We start from the raw sequence: 18,109 nt of genomic DNA on the forward strand, positions 1-18,109 counted from the left end.
AGGAAAATAGCTTAATGTCAGCTTCGATATTTATTGTTAACCTTACTTATGTTACCGAAATTGAACAGGTAGAGCCGCTGCTCGCCCCTCATATTGCGTTTTTAGATCGCTTCTATGCCAATGGTACTTTTATCGCCTCTGGCAGAAAAATCCCACGAACTGGTGGGGTTATTTTGGCAAAGGCGAGTAGTGAAGCTGAACTACTTGATATTGTTCGTCAAGATCCCTTTTATGTCGCCGAAGTGGCTCGGTATGACATTATCGAGTTTGTGCCAAGCAAGTTTGCATCTTGCTTTACAGAAGTGGAGAAATACCTTAATTCTTGAGTGCCCGCTTGGCCACATCCGTATCGTGACAGGTATAGGCCGTTGAAATAATCCCTTCGCTCAATAGAAACAGGCGCTCGACAGCGGCATCATCAGCGTCGTTGAGCGCTTGTTTAAGTAACGCTTTTACCGCAAGTTTGTGCCGCTGGCATAGTTGATTTATTGGATTGGTAAGCTCACCAAATTCTGCCGCCGTGTTGATAAAGTAACAACCACGAAAATCGCCCAGCACTGCCACTTTGTTATTAATCCACTGATCTAGCGCTGAAAATAGCTGCTCTGTGAGCTGTTCATTCGTTCGAGCATTTTCGAGGCAACGAGATAACCAAGATATAAATAGGTGATGCCGCTGCTCAAGTGTTGCAAGCACCAGTGCCTCTTTACTCTCAAAATGGTTGTACAGGGTTTTTTTAGCAATGCCAGATGACTTTAATACTTCGTTAATGCCAATGGCATGAATGCCATGTTGATAGAACAGGTCCATTGCGCAATCGATCAGTTGTTGTCTTTTTGTACTCATCAGTCAGTCATGTTTATTACCGTGATTATAGGTTGACAGAAGTAGACCAACTTGTCTACCATTTGCGGGGTAGACAAGTTGGTCTACTTTTTGGAAAGGGAAAGAATACAATGAGAGAAATACAACTTGCTTTAATTGCTGGAGCGGGGGCGTTTATCGCAATTGCAATATTGGCGTTTAGTCAAACGATAAGTGCTGAGCATATTTTTTTAATGGCACCTTTGGGCGCAACGGCAGTGCTGGTATTTGGTGTGCCCGAAAGTCCACTAGCGCAGCCTAAAAACGTCATCTTTGGACATATCATTACCGCAACAATCGGGATTATTTTTGCGCAGTATATCGGTGTTAACGAATTCACTTTGGCATTAGCAACGGGGCTTGGCGTATTTAGTATGTTAGTAACAAAAACCACCCACCCACCGGCTGGCGCAAATCCAATACTGATCATGTTGGCACTGGAGGGATGGAGCTTTTTATTTACGCCTGTGATTATTGGTGCAGTGGTACTCGTACTGGTTGGTAAAGCAACGTTAGCGGCTAAAACAAAGCTAACTACAATAACAGCTGCTTGATATGTTGATGTGCAGGCCTTATTCGCCTGCCTTCTCAAATATTGAGTCGCACAATCTGTTAGCTAGGTATTAGATTAGTTCATTGAAATTAATAAAAAATAAATAGCGATGACAAAATTTCATTAAGCGCGTTTTTGGGTTTCGTGCTAGCATGGCTGCAACGGAATTACTTTGTCTGATTGACCAATTGATAGCATTACATCTCTTTAGTCGGCTGTTTTATGGGGTACGTGGTGCCAAATGTACGAAAGAAGGCCTCCACCTTAAGTCGAAATCTGCTGACAGTTTCATCCCCTTTAGCGCTATGACAGTTCCACCAGCACCTCAGCGTGGTTGGCTTGCTCAAAAAGTCCTGATCAAACAGGGTCACGAGACCTATGTGTTAAGTGTTAAAAATCAAGGTGCAGATGAGTTAGTGCAACAATTGCAACGACTTTGGATTTTACACCATGGCAAGCACTTGCAAGTCAAAGTTCGTAAAATTGAGCAATTATTAACGCGTCGATATCTTAGCCATCATAATCAAAGTTTAGTGCGTCATGTTTGCGGTGCCTTATGGTCCAGCTGGCAGCACCTAGATGACAATATCGTACCAAGTTCGTTAAAGCCTCAAGTAGCAACAGTGCGAGAAATTGCACTTTGGAATGAGCGTGAGGTTGCGGAATTTCAGTCTGCTTTTGTCGAACACTACTTGGCAAAAGACGCCAACTATTTTGACAGCATTGAATCAAATCCCCTTACGCTAGCTCAGCGTAAGGCTTGTGTGATCCAAGATGACAGGCAATTACTGCTTGCTGGCGCAGGCACGGGTAAGACAAGCGTTATCAAGGCCAAAGTTGGGTATCTCTTGCATCGTAAATTAGCTCAGGCGAATGAGCTGTTGTTGCTTGCGTATGGTAATGATGCCGCGACGGAGATGCGTCAGCGCTGTCGGCCTCTCTGTAATACCTTAAATTGCTCTACCTTTCATTCGCTTGGCATGCAGATCATCGAAGCGGTTACCGGGGAAAAGCCGACAATTTCAAATCTAGCAACGGATAAAAAACTATTTAAACAATTTATTGCAGACACCGTGCAGTCGTTGCGACAAGAAAGCCACTTTGAGCGAGATTTTGCACTATTTCTGAAAAGTTCGAGCACACAGCAAGCGTCACAGGCGATAGACCTGATAAGTCAGGTATTACCATTGATGAAGCATGCTCAAATAATGGGGGAGGTTGAGCAACTGCTGACGCAATTTAGCAATCAAATGAGTGTGATCATGCCAGTTCTTGCGGAATATCAGCTGTATCTAAGCAATGAATCTAGCATCGATTTCGATGACATGCTGGAGCGGGCTATTTATTACGTAGAGTCTGGTCAGTTTATTTCACCGTGGAAGTTCATCTTGGTCGACGAATTTCAAGACATCTCCCGTGTGCGGGCAAAGCTCATTCAGGTGTTGCTAGATAAAAAAGCCGGCTCGCAATTGTTCGCCGTTGGTGATGATTGGCAGGCTATTTATCGCTTTAGTGGTGGCGATATGCGCCTAACTACCGAGTTTACTCGGTATTTTGGTAAGTCAACGACCACATATTTGGATAAAACATTCCGTTATCCTCAAACCATTTTAGACACGGCGAGTGAGTTTATTTGCCGCAATCCAGAACAAATAACCAAGCATATCACTTCTCATACCACAGGCGTGGCAGGACAGGGCGTAGTGAAAGTGATGGTTGATGATGAATTGTCGCAGGCGCAACAACTGCTCAATCATATTGAGCAGCGCAATGAGGGGAAAACTTCCGTTGCCTTACTGGCGAGAAATCATAGAGCATTACCTGATAAATCAAAAATTGCGCAGTGGCGGCAACTCTATCCAGAGCTTATTATTTCACATAACACCTTTCACGGTGCCAAAGGGTCTGAAGCAGACTTTACGATAGTATTTGGTCTCAAGCATAGAAACTTTCCGTCACAGGTAAAAACGCCAGCATTTGTCGATGCGCTTTTACCAGCACAAGGGGCATTTCCTGACGCAGAAGAGCGACGCTTATTCTATGTGGCGTTAACTAGAGCGAAGAAACAATGCTTTTTATTAGCACCAAATGATACACCTTCCTACTTTTTAGAGGAAATCGCATAATTATTAATCCCTGTTGATGGACTTGATCTTTTTGCGCCAGGCACTCATACAATTACTTGTTGAATTAAAACATAAGCGAGGAAAGGATGAGTACGGATCTACTAAAAGACGCGTTGAAAAGATTAAACCATATAGTCGAAAAAACAGGAGTTAACGAGTCTACCTATCAAGCGTTAGCCCAGCCTCAAAGAACGCTGTCGAGCAACATTTCAATTCGTCGTGACAACGGTAAGCTTGATTATTTTAAGGCGTATCGTTGTCAATACAATGATTTGCTAGGCCCAACAAAAGGCGGAATACGCTTCCATCAAGAATCTGATATGAGTGAGGTGCAAGCTTTAGCCCTTTGGATGACACTAAAATGTGCGGCGGTTGGCGTGCCATTTGGCGGTGGTAAAGGTGCCGTAACCGTTGACCCTAAATCACTGAGTCCCATGGAGCTTGAGCGCCTTGCTCGAGCATATATTAGAGCTAATGCTGATTTTATTGGACCCAATCAAGATATTCCCGCACCGGATGTGTACACCAATGCCAGGATCATGGGTTGGATGATGGATGAATACGAGAAAATCGTCCGTAAAAAAAGTCCTGCCGTGATCACTGGTAAACCGCTTATTTTTGGAGGGAGTGAAGGGCGAGAGTCCGCCACGGGTCGCGGTGCATTTTTAATGATAGAGCGGCTTAGTGAAAAAAATAATTGGAATAAAGCGGAACAAACGGTAGCTATTCAAGGCTTTGGTAACGGTGGCTATCACTGTGCAAGGCTGTTGCAGCAAGCGGGTTATAAAGTCGTTGCAGTAAGCGATTCAAAAGGCGGGATTTACTGTAAAGATGGCTTAGATATAGAAAGCATTTATCAAGAAAAGCAACGCAATAAGGCGCTTAAAGCCGTGTACTGTGATGATTCGGTCTGTGAAAGCGTTGAACATAAAGTGCTGAGTAATGAAGAGCTGCTTGCGCTGGATGTGGACATTTTGGTGCCCGCAGCACTATCCGGCGCAATCACCCGAGATAACGCCAAAGCAGTATCAGCAAAATATATTGTCGAAATTGCCAATGGACCCATTGAGGCGGACGCCGACGAAATCTTGCATGAACAGGGCGTGATAGTGATCCCTGATATTTTAGCTAATGCCGGCGGCGTCATCGTAAGCTATTTTGAGTGGTGTCAGAATCGCCAAGGAGAGGCTTGGGACGAGCAAACTGTGCAAGATAAATTGGCGCAATATTTATCGAATGCATTTGAAGCGGCGTGGCAGCTGCGAAGTGATGAAGGGCTTGAAATGCGAGATGCCGTATACAAACTGGCATTAAAACGTATTGAGAGCGCCTTGGAAGCCCACGGGACACAATCTTACTTTGAAAATCGTGAGTAGTTTTTTAGATTGTGTCGATAAATTTATTTTGCTGTACTGTTTTCTGGTGAGTCCACATAATCGCGCTTTTGTTTGGGGGTCGGTGATACACGAACCAGCTTAGGTGTTTTCACTTAACAATTCGTGTCAACAGCGACCCTCTTATTCCGCTACTCAAGGGGCAATTCGTATGCGCGGTTGGATCATTTACAAAGACTCTGCCAGTTTGTTAAAACCTGAAATTTATGAAATAGATAGATTGATGGCGGTGGCAAAGGAAGAAGGTATTGATCTTCAAGTTTACTCACCTGATCAATTCGATCTATTGGTAACTAGAGAAGATGAAGAAAGTATTCTAATCGATGGTCAGCCGGTTGCGTTACCTGACTTTGTACTGCCGCGTATGGGTGCAGGCACGACTTACTTTACGCTTGCGATTATCCGTCACCTTGAGCGTTTAGGCGTACATTGTTTTAACTCTTCGCAGTCTATCGAAACTGTAAAAGATAAGCTGTATGCGCAGCAGATCCTTGCAGAGCAAAACTTACCAACACCAAAAACCATGTTGGTTAAGTTCCCTGTAAATATTGAACTGGTAGAGAAGCAAATTGGTTTCCCAGTCGTGATTAAAACGCTATCAGGCTCGCAGGGCAGCGGCGTATTTTTGTCAAAATCACGCGGTGAATTTGATGATTTGATGCAACTTATTGAAGCAACAAATCCAAAAGCAAATATCATTTTGCAGCGTTTTGTGAAGTCGAGTCATGGTCGAGACTTACGTGTATTGACCATTGGCGGCCGTGCTGTCGCTTGTATGGAGCGTAATTCTGGCGGTAAGAACTTTAAGGCCAACGTAAGTTTAGGTGCAAAAGGTAGCCCACACCCGATCACCCCTGAAATCGAATGGCTAGCAACACAGACCGCTAATATCCTGAATCTAGATGTTGCTGGCATCGACTTATTATTCGATGAAGAGCATTTTAAAATTTGTGAAGCAAACTCAAGTCCAGGTTTTGAAGGGCTAGAACAGGCTGTAGACATTGATGTGGCGAGAGAGATTTTACACTTTATTCGAATTCGCTTAGGGATCTTTAATCGCACTGGTCAATCAAAGAAGAGCAGTAACGGCACTAAAGCGAGCAAAGAAAAAGCAGCGGAATAATACCGCTACGTCATAACAAGAAAGGAGCTAGGTCAAGCTCCTTTTTTATTGCGTGAAGGGCTCAAGCGCGCTTCTTAGTGCGTCAAGCTGAATAGGCTTAGACAGAAAGTTATTCATGCCGGCCTCATAACAGGCTGCCTTATCGGACTCTGAAGTATTGGCGGTCAACGCAATAATATGTGGTCCTTGGCGTTCCTCTTTTGACAGCCTACGAATACTACGAGTGGCTTCAAAGCCATCCATAATCGGCATGACGCAATCCATAAACACAATATCAAAGGTTTTGTCTTGGCATGATTTTACGGCTTGCTCGCCGTTATAAACTTTGTCGATGTGAGTTGCACCAAACTGATTCAGTAACTTTTCCATCACCAGTACGTTGATTTGATTATCATCTACAAGCAGGATTTTACATTCTGATAAGGAAATATGCTGCTCTTCAGTCTTTTGCTCTTGTACGTCGTTGGTCTCGTCTGCAAACTCTATTGGGAAGGTAACGACAAAGGTACTTCCTTTACCCAACTCACTTTCTACCTGTACTTCGCCTTGCAACAAATTACAGAGCTCAAATACGATTGAAAGGCCGAGGCCAGTACCACCAAAATGCCGACTTACACTGGCATCGCCTTGGCTAAACGGCTGAAAAAGATGTACTTGATTGGTCTTAGCAATCCCTATGCCTGTGTCTGAGACACTTAATTGTAGAACCGGTGAAGTTTCACTTCCCAGCACGTCGGCATAAATATCGATACTACCCGTTGGTGTAAATTTGATGGCGTTACTCACGAGGTTTGCAATAATTTGTTTAACTCGCGTCGGGTCTGAATAGAGCCAATTTGTGCCTTGTTTATGAATATGGAAGTTGATTGCAAGCCCTTTTTCGCGACAGGCTGGACTGTACAGGCCAACAACTTGTTCGACTAACTGATGAAGATCAAACGCGGTATTGTCTAGCTTCAGGTTGTTACTATTTAACTTACTAAAGTCTAATACGTCGTTTATCAATGTGATCAACATATCTGCACTGTTGACTGCGACGCTCAGGTTACTCTTGATTTCTTTTATGTCGGTTTCTTTTCGGCAAGCTTGCAGCATGCCGACTAAGCCATTCAGCGGGGTTCTTAATTCATGGCTGATTTTGGCGATAAATTCACTTCGAGTCTTAAGAAGTTGCTCCGCTTCTTCGCGCTTTTGCTCCAATGCAATACGCATTTTGACTTGTTCATCGATATCTTGAATGGCACCAAAAACCCGAACGCATTCACCATTTTCATATTCACCTTGACCGTGAGAGGCGACCCACTTTTCGTTGCCGTTGGCATCAATAATAATGGATTCTATGTCCCATTTGGTTTTGGAGGTGATGGCGTCGTCTATGGCTTGTTTAATGTTTCCTTGGTGAACGCCGGGTTTATAGAAGCTGATGGCATTGTCGAGTGTCGGTGTAAAGTTATCATCAACGCCATGAATGAGTCGCGTTTGTTGGCTCCAATACACTTTGTTCTTTTTAAAGTCGACTTCCCATGAGCCAATATCAGCAAGACGGCTCATCGCTGCTAATGCTTGTGAACGGTGTTGTATCTTTTTTAACGCCTTTTGCCGAGAAATTTCAACACCAATCCATTGACCTAATAAACTCACGTAATCTAAGTGTTCTTGACTGAACGCTTGGGCTTTGGCACTAGATGCGGAAAAGTTGACGGTACCATAGCGTTTACCATCAACAATAATCGGCGCACCAATGTAGCTCTCTAGGCCAAAGTTTGCGTAGCAAGGGTGAGTGGCAATTTCGCTGATACCAGCGTGATGAAAAGACAGTGCGCTGTCAGCTTGTAAAGTGTGCCAGCAATAGGTGTTTGCCAGTTCGAAATCCGTACCTACCAACAAAGAATTATCTGGGGTGATCACATGCCTTACTGTGTATATATCAGCCTGAATTTCACTGACGATTGCAATATCAAGCTCAAACACATCGAGGCCAAGTGTCAGCAGCGCCGTCACTTTTTCTTCAAATGTGGTGTCTTGGTTTGTGGTGATGAGGTGTAATCGTTTTAAAATACTCACAAATTTCACATTGGCAGTACAAGGCAGTTAATCACTTAACTTTAACCGCTCTTTGCTAACTTGCCAACATTAAATCGTTTGAATCTGTCGAGATAATTTCCGTTTTTCAAAGGATTATGAATAAAATAGTCGACGCGGGATTTTCACAATTTTTTAAGGCAAGTCTATGAAATACGTAGGTCTACTTTTTTTATTAATGACAACGGTCGTAAGTGCACAAACACTTCGTGTTGCTACCTTTAATGTCAGTATGGAAGCAACGAACTATCAACAAAAAGGGCAAGCTCTGGACTCTCAAAAGCTCAGTAAACTGCTACAGAATGGTCAACATCAACAAATCAGAAATATTGCAGAAATCATTCAGCGTGTTCGCCCAGATGTGATTCTACTTAATGAATTTGATTACATCGCTGAACCAAATAAAGGTGTACAGGCATTTGTAAATAACTATCTAGCACAACCTCAAGCGGATCAGCAGCCGATATCGTATCCTTACTTTTATATTGCGCCAGTCAATACTGGATTACCAACACCGTATGATTTAGATAATGACGGCAAGCAATCTAGTTATGGCGGTGATGCCCAAGGGTTTGGTTTATATGAGGGGCAATATGGGATGGTTGTACTGTCAAAGTACCCGATTAAAAAAGAGCAGGCCCGAACTCTGCAGACCTTTCTTTGGAAAGATATGCCAGACCATAAGGTCACAACAGACCCTGTGACGAAACAGCCTTGGTATAGTGAGCAAGAGTGGCAAAATTTGAGACTAAGCTCAAAATCTCACTGGGATCTGCCAATTGAAGTGAACGGTAAATTATTTCACCTGCTGGCGATGCATCCAACGCCTCCAGTTTTTGATGGTGAAGAGGATAGAAATGGCAACAGAAATCACGATGAGATCCGCTTAATGGCCGATTATATCGACCCTAAACGTAGCCAGTACATTTATGATGATAATGGCGTTAAAGGTGGCCTTAAAAATGATACACGGTTTGTCATTGTCGGTGATTTAAATGCTGCCGATACAGGGGATAAACATAGACCTGGTGTGATAGAACAATTATTAGATAACCCTAAAGTATTCTCGGACTTAGCGCCAACGAGTAGAGGCGGAAGTGAACATAGCAAGGAAAGTGCGAGTCGCAGTTATACCGCACATTGGGGGGCACGCGTAGATTACGTACTACCATCCAAGTTCGGCTTTCGAGTACTTCGCAGCGGGGTTTTCTGGCCAAGCAAAGAAGATGAATTATTCCGTTTAGTGGAAAGTCGTCATGCCAGCTCCGATCATCGCCTAGTTTGGGTGGACGTGGAAGTTAAGTGAGCTCAGTGATTGGTCAACCGTGTCGCTTACTACAAATTTAAACAATGACTAACGGAACTAAACCGAAATAACCTCTAAGCTTGCGCTTAATGAATAGGAGAGTGTGATGAAAAGAATTCTATTAAGTGTTGGTTTAGCGGTTTGGTTATCTGGGTGTGCTCATCATGATGATGTGCGTCCATCGTCTGATGGTGTGCATAATATTATGTTATTTTCCGACAGCCGTGATGCGGGTAGTAAAGAAGCATTAAAGCAGGCTAGACACTATTGCAAACAAGCTGATATGGTCGCGTATGTTGTGAATCTAGATATCATTTATAACAGCGATACGCCTGAGAGTACTTATATCACGCAAAAAGGCGTAGCTAACGCCGTTGAGGCTGCCGGTATGGCGATGTGGATTTTTGGTCGAAATAGTGTTGATGATGCAGGGGCTGCAATGACCATAGGTGGAGGAATAGCCGATGGTGCGCTCGGTAAGCCTTATGATGTGCGATTAAATTTCAAATGTGGATGAATGATTAGTCAGCACGTCTAACGTCGCAACATGCTTCAATCTTCATCCTTTTTTGGATTGTTTTGAGGCGTGTTGTTTTTGGATGTTACTTTATCTTTGTCAAAAGGTGCCGTTTGCTCGTCTATTTTCTTTTTCATTTCAAATTTGGCGGAATACTTTAACAACGCAATATTGCTCCAAATCACCCCTAACACGCCAGCAATGATCAAGACCACTTGCCATGTTTCTAATTGATTGCCCATTCTAGCTCCTCAAAAAAGCCCTATTTTTTAAATTTGTCCTGAAATAGGTGAGCATTTTAGCGCGACTGTTGATATTATTCACCACCTAGTCATTTCGCGATAATTATGCTGCATATATTTACATTCTGAGGATAATAGCGCATTCATGGAACAAGTGTTAATTTGGCCTGCTCAGTATCCCATGCTGTTAAAGGGGTTAATCGAACAAAACGGTGCTTACATTCTAGATGCCATAGAGGCATGGCCGAATTGCCAACAAATGAAAGATGAGCAGGGCGTAACGACCACTGTTCTACCTCCTTTATTTTACCTCGCTTGGTTACGACCGCTAGAGCCGTTCGAAGCCTGTTATTTTCAGCATATTGATGACTATGACGATAAACAGCGTCAATACGTTAATAGCGTAATTCAACACATTGAGGAAAATGATACTGATCAGGATGAGCTAATAAAAACACTCATTCAGCGTCTTGGCCAGTACTCTGATATTCAAGCTCAGGTGCAAGAGCAAAGCTTATCGTTTGTAGAGTTGCTCTGTGACAAACATTATGAAAAAACGCTGATATGGCTACTGGAGAAAGGGCTTAAGTTTAGCGCGAAAGAAATTGTTTCTCTGTGGTGCAACAGCTCGGAGGCAACACATGCGGCACTATTGACTCATATTGATACTTGTCTGCTTGACCGAGCAGCCACGGCTAAACTAGCAACAGATAGTTTGCTGGATGGACAGCAGACTTTTGAGCTGCTTTGCACTATGTGTGACAAAGATGAAGTAACGGGTCTTTTGGAACAAGCGCTATTGTTCCAGCTAACCCAACAACAGGTGAAGCAATCAGCGATTATCACCTTAGTCACGCAGGGCGCGACAGGAACTGCGAGAGATAGCAGTGGGCGCTCAGCTATTATGTTAGCGGTTGAAAATGGCTTCGTGAGCGCGGTTGAAACCATGTTGCCGCACCATAAAGTAAATGAATTGGACGAATCGGGCAGGAACTTAATGCACTATGCGGCGGCATCGAACTCTGCAGCTATGATCGAAATGATTTTTGAACATGGTGATGACCCGACGCTTGCGGATATTCATGGCGACACCCCATACCGTGTGGCTATGAAAAATCAGGCGCTTACTTCTAAGCAAACATTTGAGCAGCACGGTATTATCGAGCTTTCTAATGAGGCAAAGTATCAAAAAATAAAAACTGTCCATATTCTTTATGCCTTTGCTGCTATTTTGCTACCGCTGCAGTTATTTTTATTCTTTACTGATGAGGTGGATGAAAAAACCATCGCAACACTTTTCACTACGGCAGCTTCTATCGCAATTTTTGTTTTTGCGAGGCGTAAACGCAGCAACCCTCTATACCCAAACAGCTCAACGCCTTGGTCACTGATCGGGGTAAATGCGTTAGCATGGCTTAGTATTGGTGTGCAGGTATTGTTTTCAGTATTGGTGTTGATAGCCGTACTATCGTTGCAGTAGCTTACAGTAACGAACTAAGCTGACGGATTGATGCTAAAAAGCGCAGTTACTTCATTGAAGACTGCGCTTTTTTAATGGAGTTATGCGAGCGAGATTATGACTCTTTATGCTCGTGCGCTGCCTTTTCGTCAGCAAGGTCTTCTTTTAACTTGCGGATCTTCAACCCTAACTCTTGGCCTCTGTGTCTTGCATAGTAAGTGCAACCAATAAACATGGACGTTGCAAAGCCAATCTCAAGCAGGACTAACAATAGCTCGTCTGGAGATGTCCATAAAAGGGTAAAGCCGTGGATAAAATAAAACATTACGACAAAGTTTGCCCACGCATAAGTGTATGGCTTATCTTGTAAAATACCTTTAAGCGGGAGTAATAAAGGTAAAACGTACACCACAAAGACAAAGCCCAAGCTGTAACCTTCTCTTGGTGCAAGCACGAAGAGCCACAGTGGCATCAGGATCAAAAGACCAAAATACCCGACTAGCGCAAAGCGTTGAAAGCGTCTAGTGATGGGCTTTTTTGCAATTTCATTCATGTTAACTTTTCCGCGACGCGTAGCAGTCGACTCGCTGCTGCACGACAAATTTTGATTTCTGTTTGAGTGAGTGAAGCATTGTTTTGGCTGCCCGCAACATGTGTTGCACCGTAAGGCGTTCCGCCCATTTCGGTCGCCAAAAGCTCTGGAACATCATAGGGGATACCTAACAACATCATGCCGTGGTGTAATAACGGTAAGGAGAGGTTGAGTAGGGTAGCCTCGTTGCCACCGTGCATACTGCTTGAAGACGAAAATACGCAGGCTGGTTTATCGATGAGCGTGCCTTTAAGCCACAAATCGCTGGTGGTTTCCCAAAACGCTTTCGCTTGGGCTGCCATCATGCCAAAGCGTGTTGGAGTACCGAACGCTAACCCGTCGCATGCTACTAAGTCTTGCTTTGTTACGATCACATCATGGTCTTGGCGCTTCTCAAATACGCGCACTATGGCTTCACCACCTTGTGACACTATGGTGTCTGCAAATTCGTGCGCCATATTCGCCACAGAGCCATGACTGGAGTGGTATAAAATAAGAATTTTACTCATTACAGGATATTAAGCACCGACTCTGGAGGCCTGCCAATCGCCGCCTTATCACCTTTAACAACGATAGGACGCTCAATCAGTTTAGGGTTTTCAAGCATGGCAGTGCGCAGTGTCGCTTCATCCGACTCTTTCGATAGTCCAAGCTCTTTGTAGAGCGTTTCTTTGCTACGTACAAGCTGATGAGCAGAACTAAATCCAAGTTTAGAAAGTAAATTAGCCAAAGTGTCACTATCGATTGGCGTCTTTAGGTATTCAATAACGGTAGGATTAACGCCATTGGACTCTAGTAAAGCTAGGGTTTCACGTGATTTTGAACAACGCGGGTTGTGATAGATTTCTACTGACATGATTTCGCTCTAATTCGTAATGTAAACGGATCATAGCTTAATGTAGAGATGACGAAAAGCGATGTGCAAGAAAATTGGCTTAAATACGTTTCTACTATCGCTGTATATCGCTGTAAGCAATCGCCAAGCATCACAGCTTAGCGATTTCTTTTTGCATATTACGGTATTGGCTAAGTAGCGCTTTTAATCTGGTACGCTTGATATCTTCGTTATCTTCGACATGATTGAGTGCACGCTGGACTTCGTCTGCTGCTTTATTAAATGCACCATACTGGGCATAGACACTCGCTTTTGACTCATGGTAAGCCGCCTTGTTTTCTTGGGCTTCATAGGCTTGTGTGAGTAAATCACGGGCGAGAATATGATCCGGTTTCTCAAGCAAAAAGATCTTAAGCAATTGCTCGGCAACTTCATACTGTTTTGCTTTTATTGCGGCATTGGCATAGTTTAGTGTGATAACTTGGTTATTGGGTCTAAGTTGGTGTTGAGCTTGAAGCATCTCAACCGCTTTGCCAGAATGCTCTGTCGCAATTAAATAATCGGTATACACATCAAGATAAAACAGGTTATTCGGATCTTTTTCTAACAACTCATCCAATAGTTTGCCAGCTTCCTCGTAGTTTTTTTGATCGAGTAACGTAATTGCTAACCCGTATTGTAGGGCGCGCTTGTCGAGCTCTGCTGAGTGCTTTAGAGCGTTTCTGAAAAAGGCTTCACCAGCATCTTCTGAATAATAGTATCGTGCAAGCACACGGCTTTTAGCTAACGCGTAGGAAAGGCTTGAGGGATAATGCTTTTTCTCGAATTGTTGTGCCCTAAGCCTAACGTCCGATACTCGACTGTCGGGTAACGGGTGCGTAAGCAAAAATGCAGGGGGCTTATTTTTAAAACGAATTTGATCCGAGAGCTTAGTTAAAAACTCACTGGCCGCATAGGGGTCAAAGCCGGCTTTATGTAGTGTATTCATACCAAATCGGTCGGCTTCTTGCTCGGCTTTTCGGCTATGCGTTAGTTGGTTCAACGATGATTGCGTTTGGCTTGCGGATAAAATGGCGATACCCGCATCTGGGGCAACTACGGTTGCCAAAATACCAGTAATAAGCCCCGCTATGGTCAAGGCGCTGTTGTCTTTTGCGTTTTGTACGCGGCGTGCTAAATGACGTTGGGTAACGTGCGCAATTTCGTGGCCAATAACGGATGCTAATTGACTCTCATTATCGGATTGCGCAATGAGTCCCGTATGTACACCAACGTGGCCTCCATAAAAAGCGAAGGCATTAATATCTTTGTTATTAATCCAAAAAAAGGTAAATGGAAAGCGTACATCATTAGCATTGGCGACGAGGCGATTGCCTAGGCTGGTTAAGTACTCTTCAAGTACCGGATCGCCAACCACTGGGGAGCGCGAGCGCAGCTGCATCATCATGACTTCGCCGATCGCTTGTTCTTTTTCAATAGGTAGTACTTGGAGAGCTGAAGTGCCTAAATCTGGTAGTTTCAGTTCTGTTTGTGCAATAGCGCTGCTTGATGCAGCGAGCGCAAATGTTAAAACGATTGAATTTAATAGGGGTTTTAACCGCATTTTAATCCCTTTTAAGGTCTTCTCCGAGCATGATCCTAGCTAAGTCGACTTCATCATTGCATGCTCGAGCATCTTTTTCACAAAGTTGGTAAAAATCTTTTATTGAGACCCCTGCAACACTAGTGATGTTCAATTCTTTTTGCAAAAACGTCACTGTCATATGCAGCACTTTGTGCGCATGAAGTATCAGAGCTTTGTCAGCTATATCACCGCGTTCAAAGTAAAACGCAATGAATTTATGGAGCTGGTTGATGCGCAGTAAGTTTTTCATCGTATGCGGATCCCATACTCGAAACTCCAAAAAACGATTGTCTTTAACATAGGCATCAATCTTGGTGCCTTTGGCTATTGGGTAAGCCCAAAGCTCAAAACCTCTGTCAGTAAATGCTTGATGTAACGCGATTTGAGGTTTATTGTCACAGTGAATTATGCCACTGTCATCTTCATAACCACCTAATAGTTCTATATTCCAATTTCGCTTATCTAGCAAACGCTTTACCGCATTGTCAAAGCCGTGATGGAGCAGACCTTCACATTCACTTACCGCTGAGGCGACAAGGTGATAAAAAGGCGGAAGTTCACCCCAATTAATTTGCTTTTTGTACCAATTTATTTCTTTTAGTGTTGGATTGGCTGGCAATCGGGCCTTATTATTAACGCCTGGCATTAAGATTCCCAAGAAGTAGAGTATGCTATTAAGAATAAACCATCAACGCCTTGAGGGCTACCGCATTGAGTGATTTGTGTGGAGACAAGACGACAAAATTTGTACATGATCTACGAGAATTTACCTGTCCTGCATTATTTGTTCAGTTTAAGTGGCGGTTAAAGCGCCATGACTATACTCTAGGCAAACTAAAATTGCTGATGAGTCAGGATCAGAGCTTGTTAGATATCAAAAAGTATTTGGATGGTAACTCGGTGAGTTACCAAATTATTGAAATTGAAAGCGGTGAAGTGTGTTTGGAGATCATGGATGTTTGAGTTAGTAAAAGCGTGGTACATCAAAAAGTTTTCAGATCCACATTCCGTCACGCTATTGTTGATGCTAGTTGCCACAGTTGCTTTGCTGTACTTTTTTGGCAGTTATGTCATGCCGGTACTGGTCGCAATTGTGATCGCCTATTTACTTGAATGGCCAGTGAATAAGCTCACCCGAGTGACTGGCAGTAGGATGTTATCAGCAGTAGTCGTAATGGCGGTATTTGTGGGCGTCGCTTTGGGGCTGGTATTTGGTATCGTTCCTGTTCTGTGGCAACAGTTAAGTAACTTGCTCCAAGAAAGTCCAACCATGGTAGAAGAGGGTAAGGACTTCCTTTTACATTTACCTGAATACTACCCGACGCTGATCTCTACAACTCAGGTACAGGCAATTGTGAGCTCTGTGGAAAGTAAATTGCTAGAGCTTGGCGAAGTTATTGTCTCAGCCTCATTAACCTCATTAAAAGACGTTGTCGCATGGATGATTTATTTGGTTTTAGTGCCACTGCTTGCTTTTTTCATGTTGAAAGACAAGTCAGAACTTACATCTGGAGTGTCAAAAATTATACCTAAGGACAGAAAGCTTATTTCACAAGTGTGGCATGAGATGGACCAACAAATCATGAATTATATTCGTGGTAAAGTTTTTGAGATTGTCATCGTTGGTGTAGTGAGCTTTGTGACCTTTTCTATTTTGGATTTACGCTATGCCGCATTACTGGGGACATTGGTTGGACTTTCTGTACTTATCCCATTTATTGGTGCTGCACTCGTTACCTTACCCGTTGCCGCAGTAGCTTTGTTTCAATTTGGTCTAGCGCCAGAATTTTGGACCATTCTCATCGCGTACGGCATTATTCAAGCATTAGATGGTAATGTTTTAGTGCCGTTGTTGTTTTCAGAAGCTGTGGATCTTAACCCTGTTTATATTATTGTTGCAGTATTATTTTTTGGTGGTTTATGGGGTTTTTGGGGGGTATTCTTTGCTATTCCACTTGCATCTCTGGTCAAGGCGCTGATCAATGCATGGTCGAGTAAGAGTGAAGAACTATTGGTGAAATAGTGACGTTTTTTTGATGTTAGTCGGCTCATGAGCCGACTATAAATAAGTAGTTATTGTGTGACTCTACCCGTGCTTTCACGAACGACCATGCTCGGTGTGAACACATGTGAGACTTCTTTATCATTTTTTCGATGTCCACGTGTTTTAGAAAACAATAGACGCGCAGCATGTTCAGAAATAATGTTGTTAGCCTGATGTGCAGTCGTAAGCTTTGGCCAAGTTTGGCGGGAGAATGGAGAGTCTTCGAAGCCACTGATAGACAATTGACCTGGGATCTCTATATTCATCAGCCGCGCAGCAAATAAAGCCCCAGCTGCAACCTCATCGTTACCACCTAAAATCGCAGTGATTTGGTTTGGATTGCCATCGGCCAGCAGTGCTTTAGCGCCTTTTACTCCAGATTCAAATGAGTACGTGCCGTGATAGAGCAGTGTATCATCTTGTTTTATATCGTGTGCTTTTAGGGCATCTCGATATCCAGCTAGTCGCTCTGCAGTTGATTTATGCTCTTCATCACCAAGTACAAAAGCAATTTTTTTATGCCCAAGTTGGATCAGATGCTCGGTAATTTCATAGGCAGCAGCGTAGTCGTCAACAAAGATACAGTTATTTGCGCTACTTTCCGCTTCTTGCGCTCGGCCTGAAAGTAGACGCACGTAATGAATGCCCAGCTCATCTAGCATATCAATAATGGCTTGTTGCTCGGATAGAGGAGGAGTCAAGACTAAACCTGCAAGACGTGAGCGTTTGATCATAGTGACGAATTCTTCGGCCATATTTTCCGAATTGGATTCACAGGGGTGGATGACGAGCTCATACCCTTCATCTCTACAGCGAGATAACACCCCGTTTTGCATATCAATGACATAATACGCATTGGGATTGTCGTAGACCAAGCCAATTGCAAATGAAGAAGTACCAGCTAAGTTTCTTGCAGCAATATTAGGCTGATAATTAAGCTCTTTGACAGCCTGCATTACTTGATCGTAGGTTTTTTTTCTAACCGAAGGTTCTTTATTGATTACCCGCGATACGGTTTTCATAGATACGCCAGCTAGCTTGGCAACATCATTAATAGTGACTTTCATGTAGTTGTTCTTCTATTTACAGGTCTGTATCGATCATTATTAAGCACAGAGGAATAGTAGCGCTTTATGTATGCAGAAGCTAGCGCCCAATTTCTGTGATATTTAGCCGCTAAGGCGACCATCGGCTTAATAAAAGGATCATCTGTTTTTCTTAGTCTATCTAATAAGTACAGAATTTAGCACTACAATTCGCAGAAATAAATGAATGATACCGGTGTCAAAAATTTTATTTTAGGTTATTATTCGCAATGTAAAATTGAAAAGAAGCAATTTGACAGCGT

Annotated in this window: 19 protein-coding genes; 10 read left to right on the forward strand and 9 right to left on the reverse strand. The window is 43.3% G+C overall.

The window, feature by feature from the left end:
- Positions 1–14: 14 nt before the first annotated feature.
- Positions 15–326 carry a YciI family protein gene (locus tag QSH61_RS07320; RefSeq protein WP_045989089.1) on the forward strand — a complete coding sequence of 104 codons (312 nt, stop codon included), beginning with the start codon at positions 15–17 and terminating at the stop codon, positions 324–326.
- Here the strand turns inward: QSH61_RS07320 and QSH61_RS07325 are convergent.
- Positions 316–846 carry a TetR/AcrR family transcriptional regulator gene (locus QSH61_RS07325; protein ID WP_174170958.1) on the reverse strand — a complete coding sequence of 177 codons (531 nt, stop codon included), beginning with the start codon at positions 844–846 and terminating at the stop codon, positions 316–318. The two genes, QSH61_RS07320 and QSH61_RS07325, sit on opposite strands and share 11 nt — an antisense overlap.
- 110 nt (positions 847–956) lie before the next feature.
- Between QSH61_RS07325 and QSH61_RS07330 the strand changes: the two genes are divergently transcribed.
- The 4 genes from QSH61_RS07330 to QSH61_RS07345 all read left to right on the forward strand — a co-directional run bounded on the left by QSH61_RS07330 (position 957) and on the right by QSH61_RS07345 (position 6,060).
- On the forward strand, positions 957–1,418 hold the full coding sequence (locus QSH61_RS07330; protein WP_010375489.1) for an HPP family protein: 462 nt from the start codon (positions 957–959) through the stop codon (positions 1,416–1,418).
- Positions 1,419–1,569: 151 nt separating this feature from the next.
- Entirely contained in the window at positions 1,570–3,543 is a 1,974-nt protein-coding gene (locus QSH61_RS07335) for a UvrD-helicase domain-containing protein (RefSeq protein WP_206471631.1), read from the forward strand.
- 86 nt (positions 3,544–3,629) lie between these two features.
- Positions 3,630–4,919: a Glu/Leu/Phe/Val family dehydrogenase gene (locus tag QSH61_RS07340; RefSeq protein ID WP_174170956.1), complete on the forward strand. Its 1,290-nt coding sequence runs from the start codon at positions 3,630–3,632 to the stop codon at positions 4,917–4,919.
- A 169-nt stretch (positions 4,920–5,088) separates the two neighbouring features.
- The gene (locus tag QSH61_RS07345; RefSeq protein WP_010375495.1) at positions 5,089–6,060 is read left to right on the forward strand and encodes an ATP-grasp domain-containing protein; all 972 of its coding nucleotides are present in this window, start codon (positions 5,089–5,091) and stop codon (positions 6,058–6,060) included.
- 45 nt (positions 6,061–6,105) lie between these two features.
- On the opposite strand, the gene QSH61_RS07350 is transcribed toward QSH61_RS07345, so the two are convergent.
- Complete coding sequence (locus QSH61_RS07350) at positions 6,106–8,124, reverse strand: ATP-binding protein (RefSeq protein WP_206471632.1); 2,019 nt, start codon at positions 8,122–8,124, stop codon at positions 6,106–6,108.
- Positions 8,125–8,290: 166 nt separating this feature from the next.
- Between QSH61_RS07350 and QSH61_RS07355 the strand changes: the two genes are divergently transcribed.
- Positions 8,291–9,448, forward strand: a complete 1,158-nt coding sequence (locus tag QSH61_RS07355; protein ID WP_206471633.1) for an endonuclease/exonuclease/phosphatase family protein — start codon at positions 8,291–8,293, stop codon at positions 9,446–9,448.
- A 106-nt stretch (positions 9,449–9,554) separates the two neighbouring features.
- Positions 9,555–9,965: a hypothetical protein gene (locus tag QSH61_RS07360; RefSeq protein WP_017218873.1), complete on the forward strand. Its 411-nt coding sequence runs from the start codon at positions 9,555–9,557 to the stop codon at positions 9,963–9,965.
- A gap of 35 nt (positions 9,966–10,000) precedes the next feature.
- On the opposite strand, the gene QSH61_RS07365 is transcribed toward QSH61_RS07360, so the two are convergent.
- Positions 10,001–10,207 (reverse strand): DUF2897 family protein, encoded by a 207-nt coding sequence (locus tag QSH61_RS07365; RefSeq protein WP_010606500.1) that lies wholly within the window; start codon positions 10,205–10,207, stop codon positions 10,001–10,003.
- 145 nt (positions 10,208–10,352) lie between these two features.
- Between QSH61_RS07365 and QSH61_RS07370 the strand changes: the two genes are divergently transcribed.
- Positions 10,353–11,687 carry an ankyrin repeat domain-containing protein gene (locus tag QSH61_RS07370; protein ID WP_174170953.1) on the forward strand — a complete coding sequence of 445 codons (1,335 nt, stop codon included), beginning with the start codon at positions 10,353–10,355 and terminating at the stop codon, positions 11,685–11,687.
- Between the two features lie 94 nt (positions 11,688–11,781).
- Here QSH61_RS07370 and QSH61_RS07375 read toward each other — a convergent pair whose 3' ends face one another.
- The 5 genes from QSH61_RS07375 to QSH61_RS07395 all read right to left on the reverse strand — a co-directional run bounded on the left by QSH61_RS07375 (position 11,782) and on the right by QSH61_RS07395 (position 15,363).
- On the reverse strand, positions 11,782–12,219 hold the full coding sequence (locus tag QSH61_RS07375) for a DUF2069 domain-containing protein (protein ID WP_010606502.1): 438 nt from the start codon (positions 12,217–12,219) through the stop codon (positions 11,782–11,784).
- The gene (gene wrbA / locus QSH61_RS07380) at positions 12,216–12,767 is read right to left on the reverse strand and encodes an NAD(P)H:quinone oxidoreductase (RefSeq protein ID WP_010606503.1); all 552 of its coding nucleotides are present in this window, start codon (positions 12,765–12,767) and stop codon (positions 12,216–12,218) included. The genes QSH61_RS07375 and wrbA overlap by 4 nt, the downstream gene beginning before the upstream one ends.
- Positions 12,767–13,114 (reverse strand): arsenate reductase (glutaredoxin), encoded by a 348-nt coding sequence (gene arsC, locus QSH61_RS07385; RefSeq protein WP_010606504.1) that lies wholly within the window; start codon positions 13,112–13,114, stop codon positions 12,767–12,769. Before arsC ends, wrbA begins: the two co-directional genes overlap by 1 nt.
- Before the next feature lie 130 nt (positions 13,115–13,244).
- On the reverse strand, positions 13,245–14,696 hold the full coding sequence (bepA, locus tag QSH61_RS07390; RefSeq protein WP_010606505.1) for a beta-barrel assembly-enhancing protease: 1,452 nt from the start codon (positions 14,694–14,696) through the stop codon (positions 13,245–13,247).
- Between the two features lies 1 nt (position 14,697).
- Positions 14,698–15,363 (reverse strand): hypothetical protein, encoded by a 666-nt coding sequence (locus tag QSH61_RS07395; RefSeq protein ID WP_010606506.1) that lies wholly within the window; start codon positions 15,361–15,363, stop codon positions 14,698–14,700.
- 65 nt (positions 15,364–15,428) lie between these two features.
- Between QSH61_RS07395 and QSH61_RS07400 the strand changes: the two genes are divergently transcribed.
- The gene (locus tag QSH61_RS07400; RefSeq protein ID WP_010375515.1) at positions 15,429–15,680 is read left to right on the forward strand and encodes a hypothetical protein; all 252 of its coding nucleotides are present in this window, start codon (positions 15,429–15,431) and stop codon (positions 15,678–15,680) included.
- Positions 15,673–16,740 carry an AI-2E family transporter gene (locus tag QSH61_RS07405; RefSeq protein WP_010606507.1) on the forward strand — a complete coding sequence of 356 codons (1,068 nt, stop codon included), beginning with the start codon at positions 15,673–15,675 and terminating at the stop codon, positions 16,738–16,740. The genes QSH61_RS07400 and QSH61_RS07405 overlap by 8 nt, the downstream gene beginning before the upstream one ends.
- A 50-nt stretch (positions 16,741–16,790) precedes the next feature.
- On the opposite strand, the gene QSH61_RS07410 is transcribed toward QSH61_RS07405, so the two are convergent.
- Positions 16,791–17,828 carry a LacI family DNA-binding transcriptional regulator gene (locus QSH61_RS07410; RefSeq protein ID WP_174170951.1) on the reverse strand — a complete coding sequence of 346 codons (1,038 nt, stop codon included), beginning with the start codon at positions 17,826–17,828 and terminating at the stop codon, positions 16,791–16,793.
- Positions 17,829–18,109: the final 281 nt, after the last annotated feature.

It is taken from the genome of Pseudoalteromonas sp. JC3 (assembly GCF_030291895.1).
Classification (GTDB): Bacteria; Pseudomonadota; Gammaproteobacteria; order Enterobacterales; family Alteromonadaceae; genus Pseudoalteromonas.

Bases quoted from the DNA above. Each gene is read 5' to 3' on its own strand.
- QSH61_RS07320 (WP_045989089.1), top strand. From the start codon at position 15: ATGTCAGCTTCGATATTTATTGTTAACCTTACTTATGTTACCGAAATT.
- QSH61_RS07325 (WP_174170958.1), bottom strand. From the start codon at position 846: ATGAGTACAAAAAGACAACAACTGATCGATTGCGCAATGGACCTGTTC.
- QSH61_RS07330 (WP_010375489.1), top strand. From the start codon at position 957: ATGAGAGAAATACAACTTGCTTTAATTGCTGGAGCGGGGGCGTTTATC.
- QSH61_RS07335 (WP_206471631.1), top strand. From the start codon at position 1,570: ATGGCTGCAACGGAATTACTTTGTCTGATTGACCAATTGATAGCATTA.
- QSH61_RS07340 (WP_174170956.1), top strand. From the start codon at position 3,630: ATGAGTACGGATCTACTAAAAGACGCGTTGAAAAGATTAAACCATATA.
- QSH61_RS07345 (WP_010375495.1), top strand. From the start codon at position 5,089: ATGCGCGGTTGGATCATTTACAAAGACTCTGCCAGTTTGTTAAAACCT.
- QSH61_RS07355 (WP_206471633.1), top strand. From the start codon at position 8,291: ATGAAATACGTAGGTCTACTTTTTTTATTAATGACAACGGTCGTAAGT.
- QSH61_RS07360 (WP_017218873.1), top strand. From the start codon at position 9,555: ATGAAAAGAATTCTATTAAGTGTTGGTTTAGCGGTTTGGTTATCTGGG.
- QSH61_RS07365 (WP_010606500.1), bottom strand. From the start codon at position 10,207: ATGGGCAATCAATTAGAAACATGGCAAGTGGTCTTGATCATTGCTGGC.
- QSH61_RS07370 (WP_174170953.1), top strand. From the start codon at position 10,353: ATGGAACAAGTGTTAATTTGGCCTGCTCAGTATCCCATGCTGTTAAAG.
- QSH61_RS07375 (WP_010606502.1), bottom strand. From the start codon at position 12,219: ATGAATGAAATTGCAAAAAAGCCCATCACTAGACGCTTTCAACGCTTT.
- wrbA (WP_010606503.1), bottom strand. From the start codon at position 12,767: ATGAGTAAAATTCTTATTTTATACCACTCCAGTCATGGCTCTGTGGCG.
- arsC (WP_010606504.1), bottom strand. From the start codon at position 13,114: ATGTCAGTAGAAATCTATCACAACCCGCGTTGTTCAAAATCACGTGAA.
- bepA (WP_010606505.1), bottom strand. From the start codon at position 14,696: ATGCGGTTAAAACCCCTATTAAATTCAATCGTTTTAACATTTGCGCTC.
- QSH61_RS07395 (WP_010606506.1), bottom strand. From the start codon at position 15,363: ATGCCAGGCGTTAATAATAAGGCCCGATTGCCAGCCAATCCAACACTA.
- QSH61_RS07405 (WP_010606507.1), top strand. From the start codon at position 15,673: ATGTTTGAGTTAGTAAAAGCGTGGTACATCAAAAAGTTTTCAGATCCA.
- QSH61_RS07410 (WP_174170951.1), bottom strand. From the start codon at position 17,828: ATGAAAGTCACTATTAATGATGTTGCCAAGCTAGCTGGCGTATCTATG.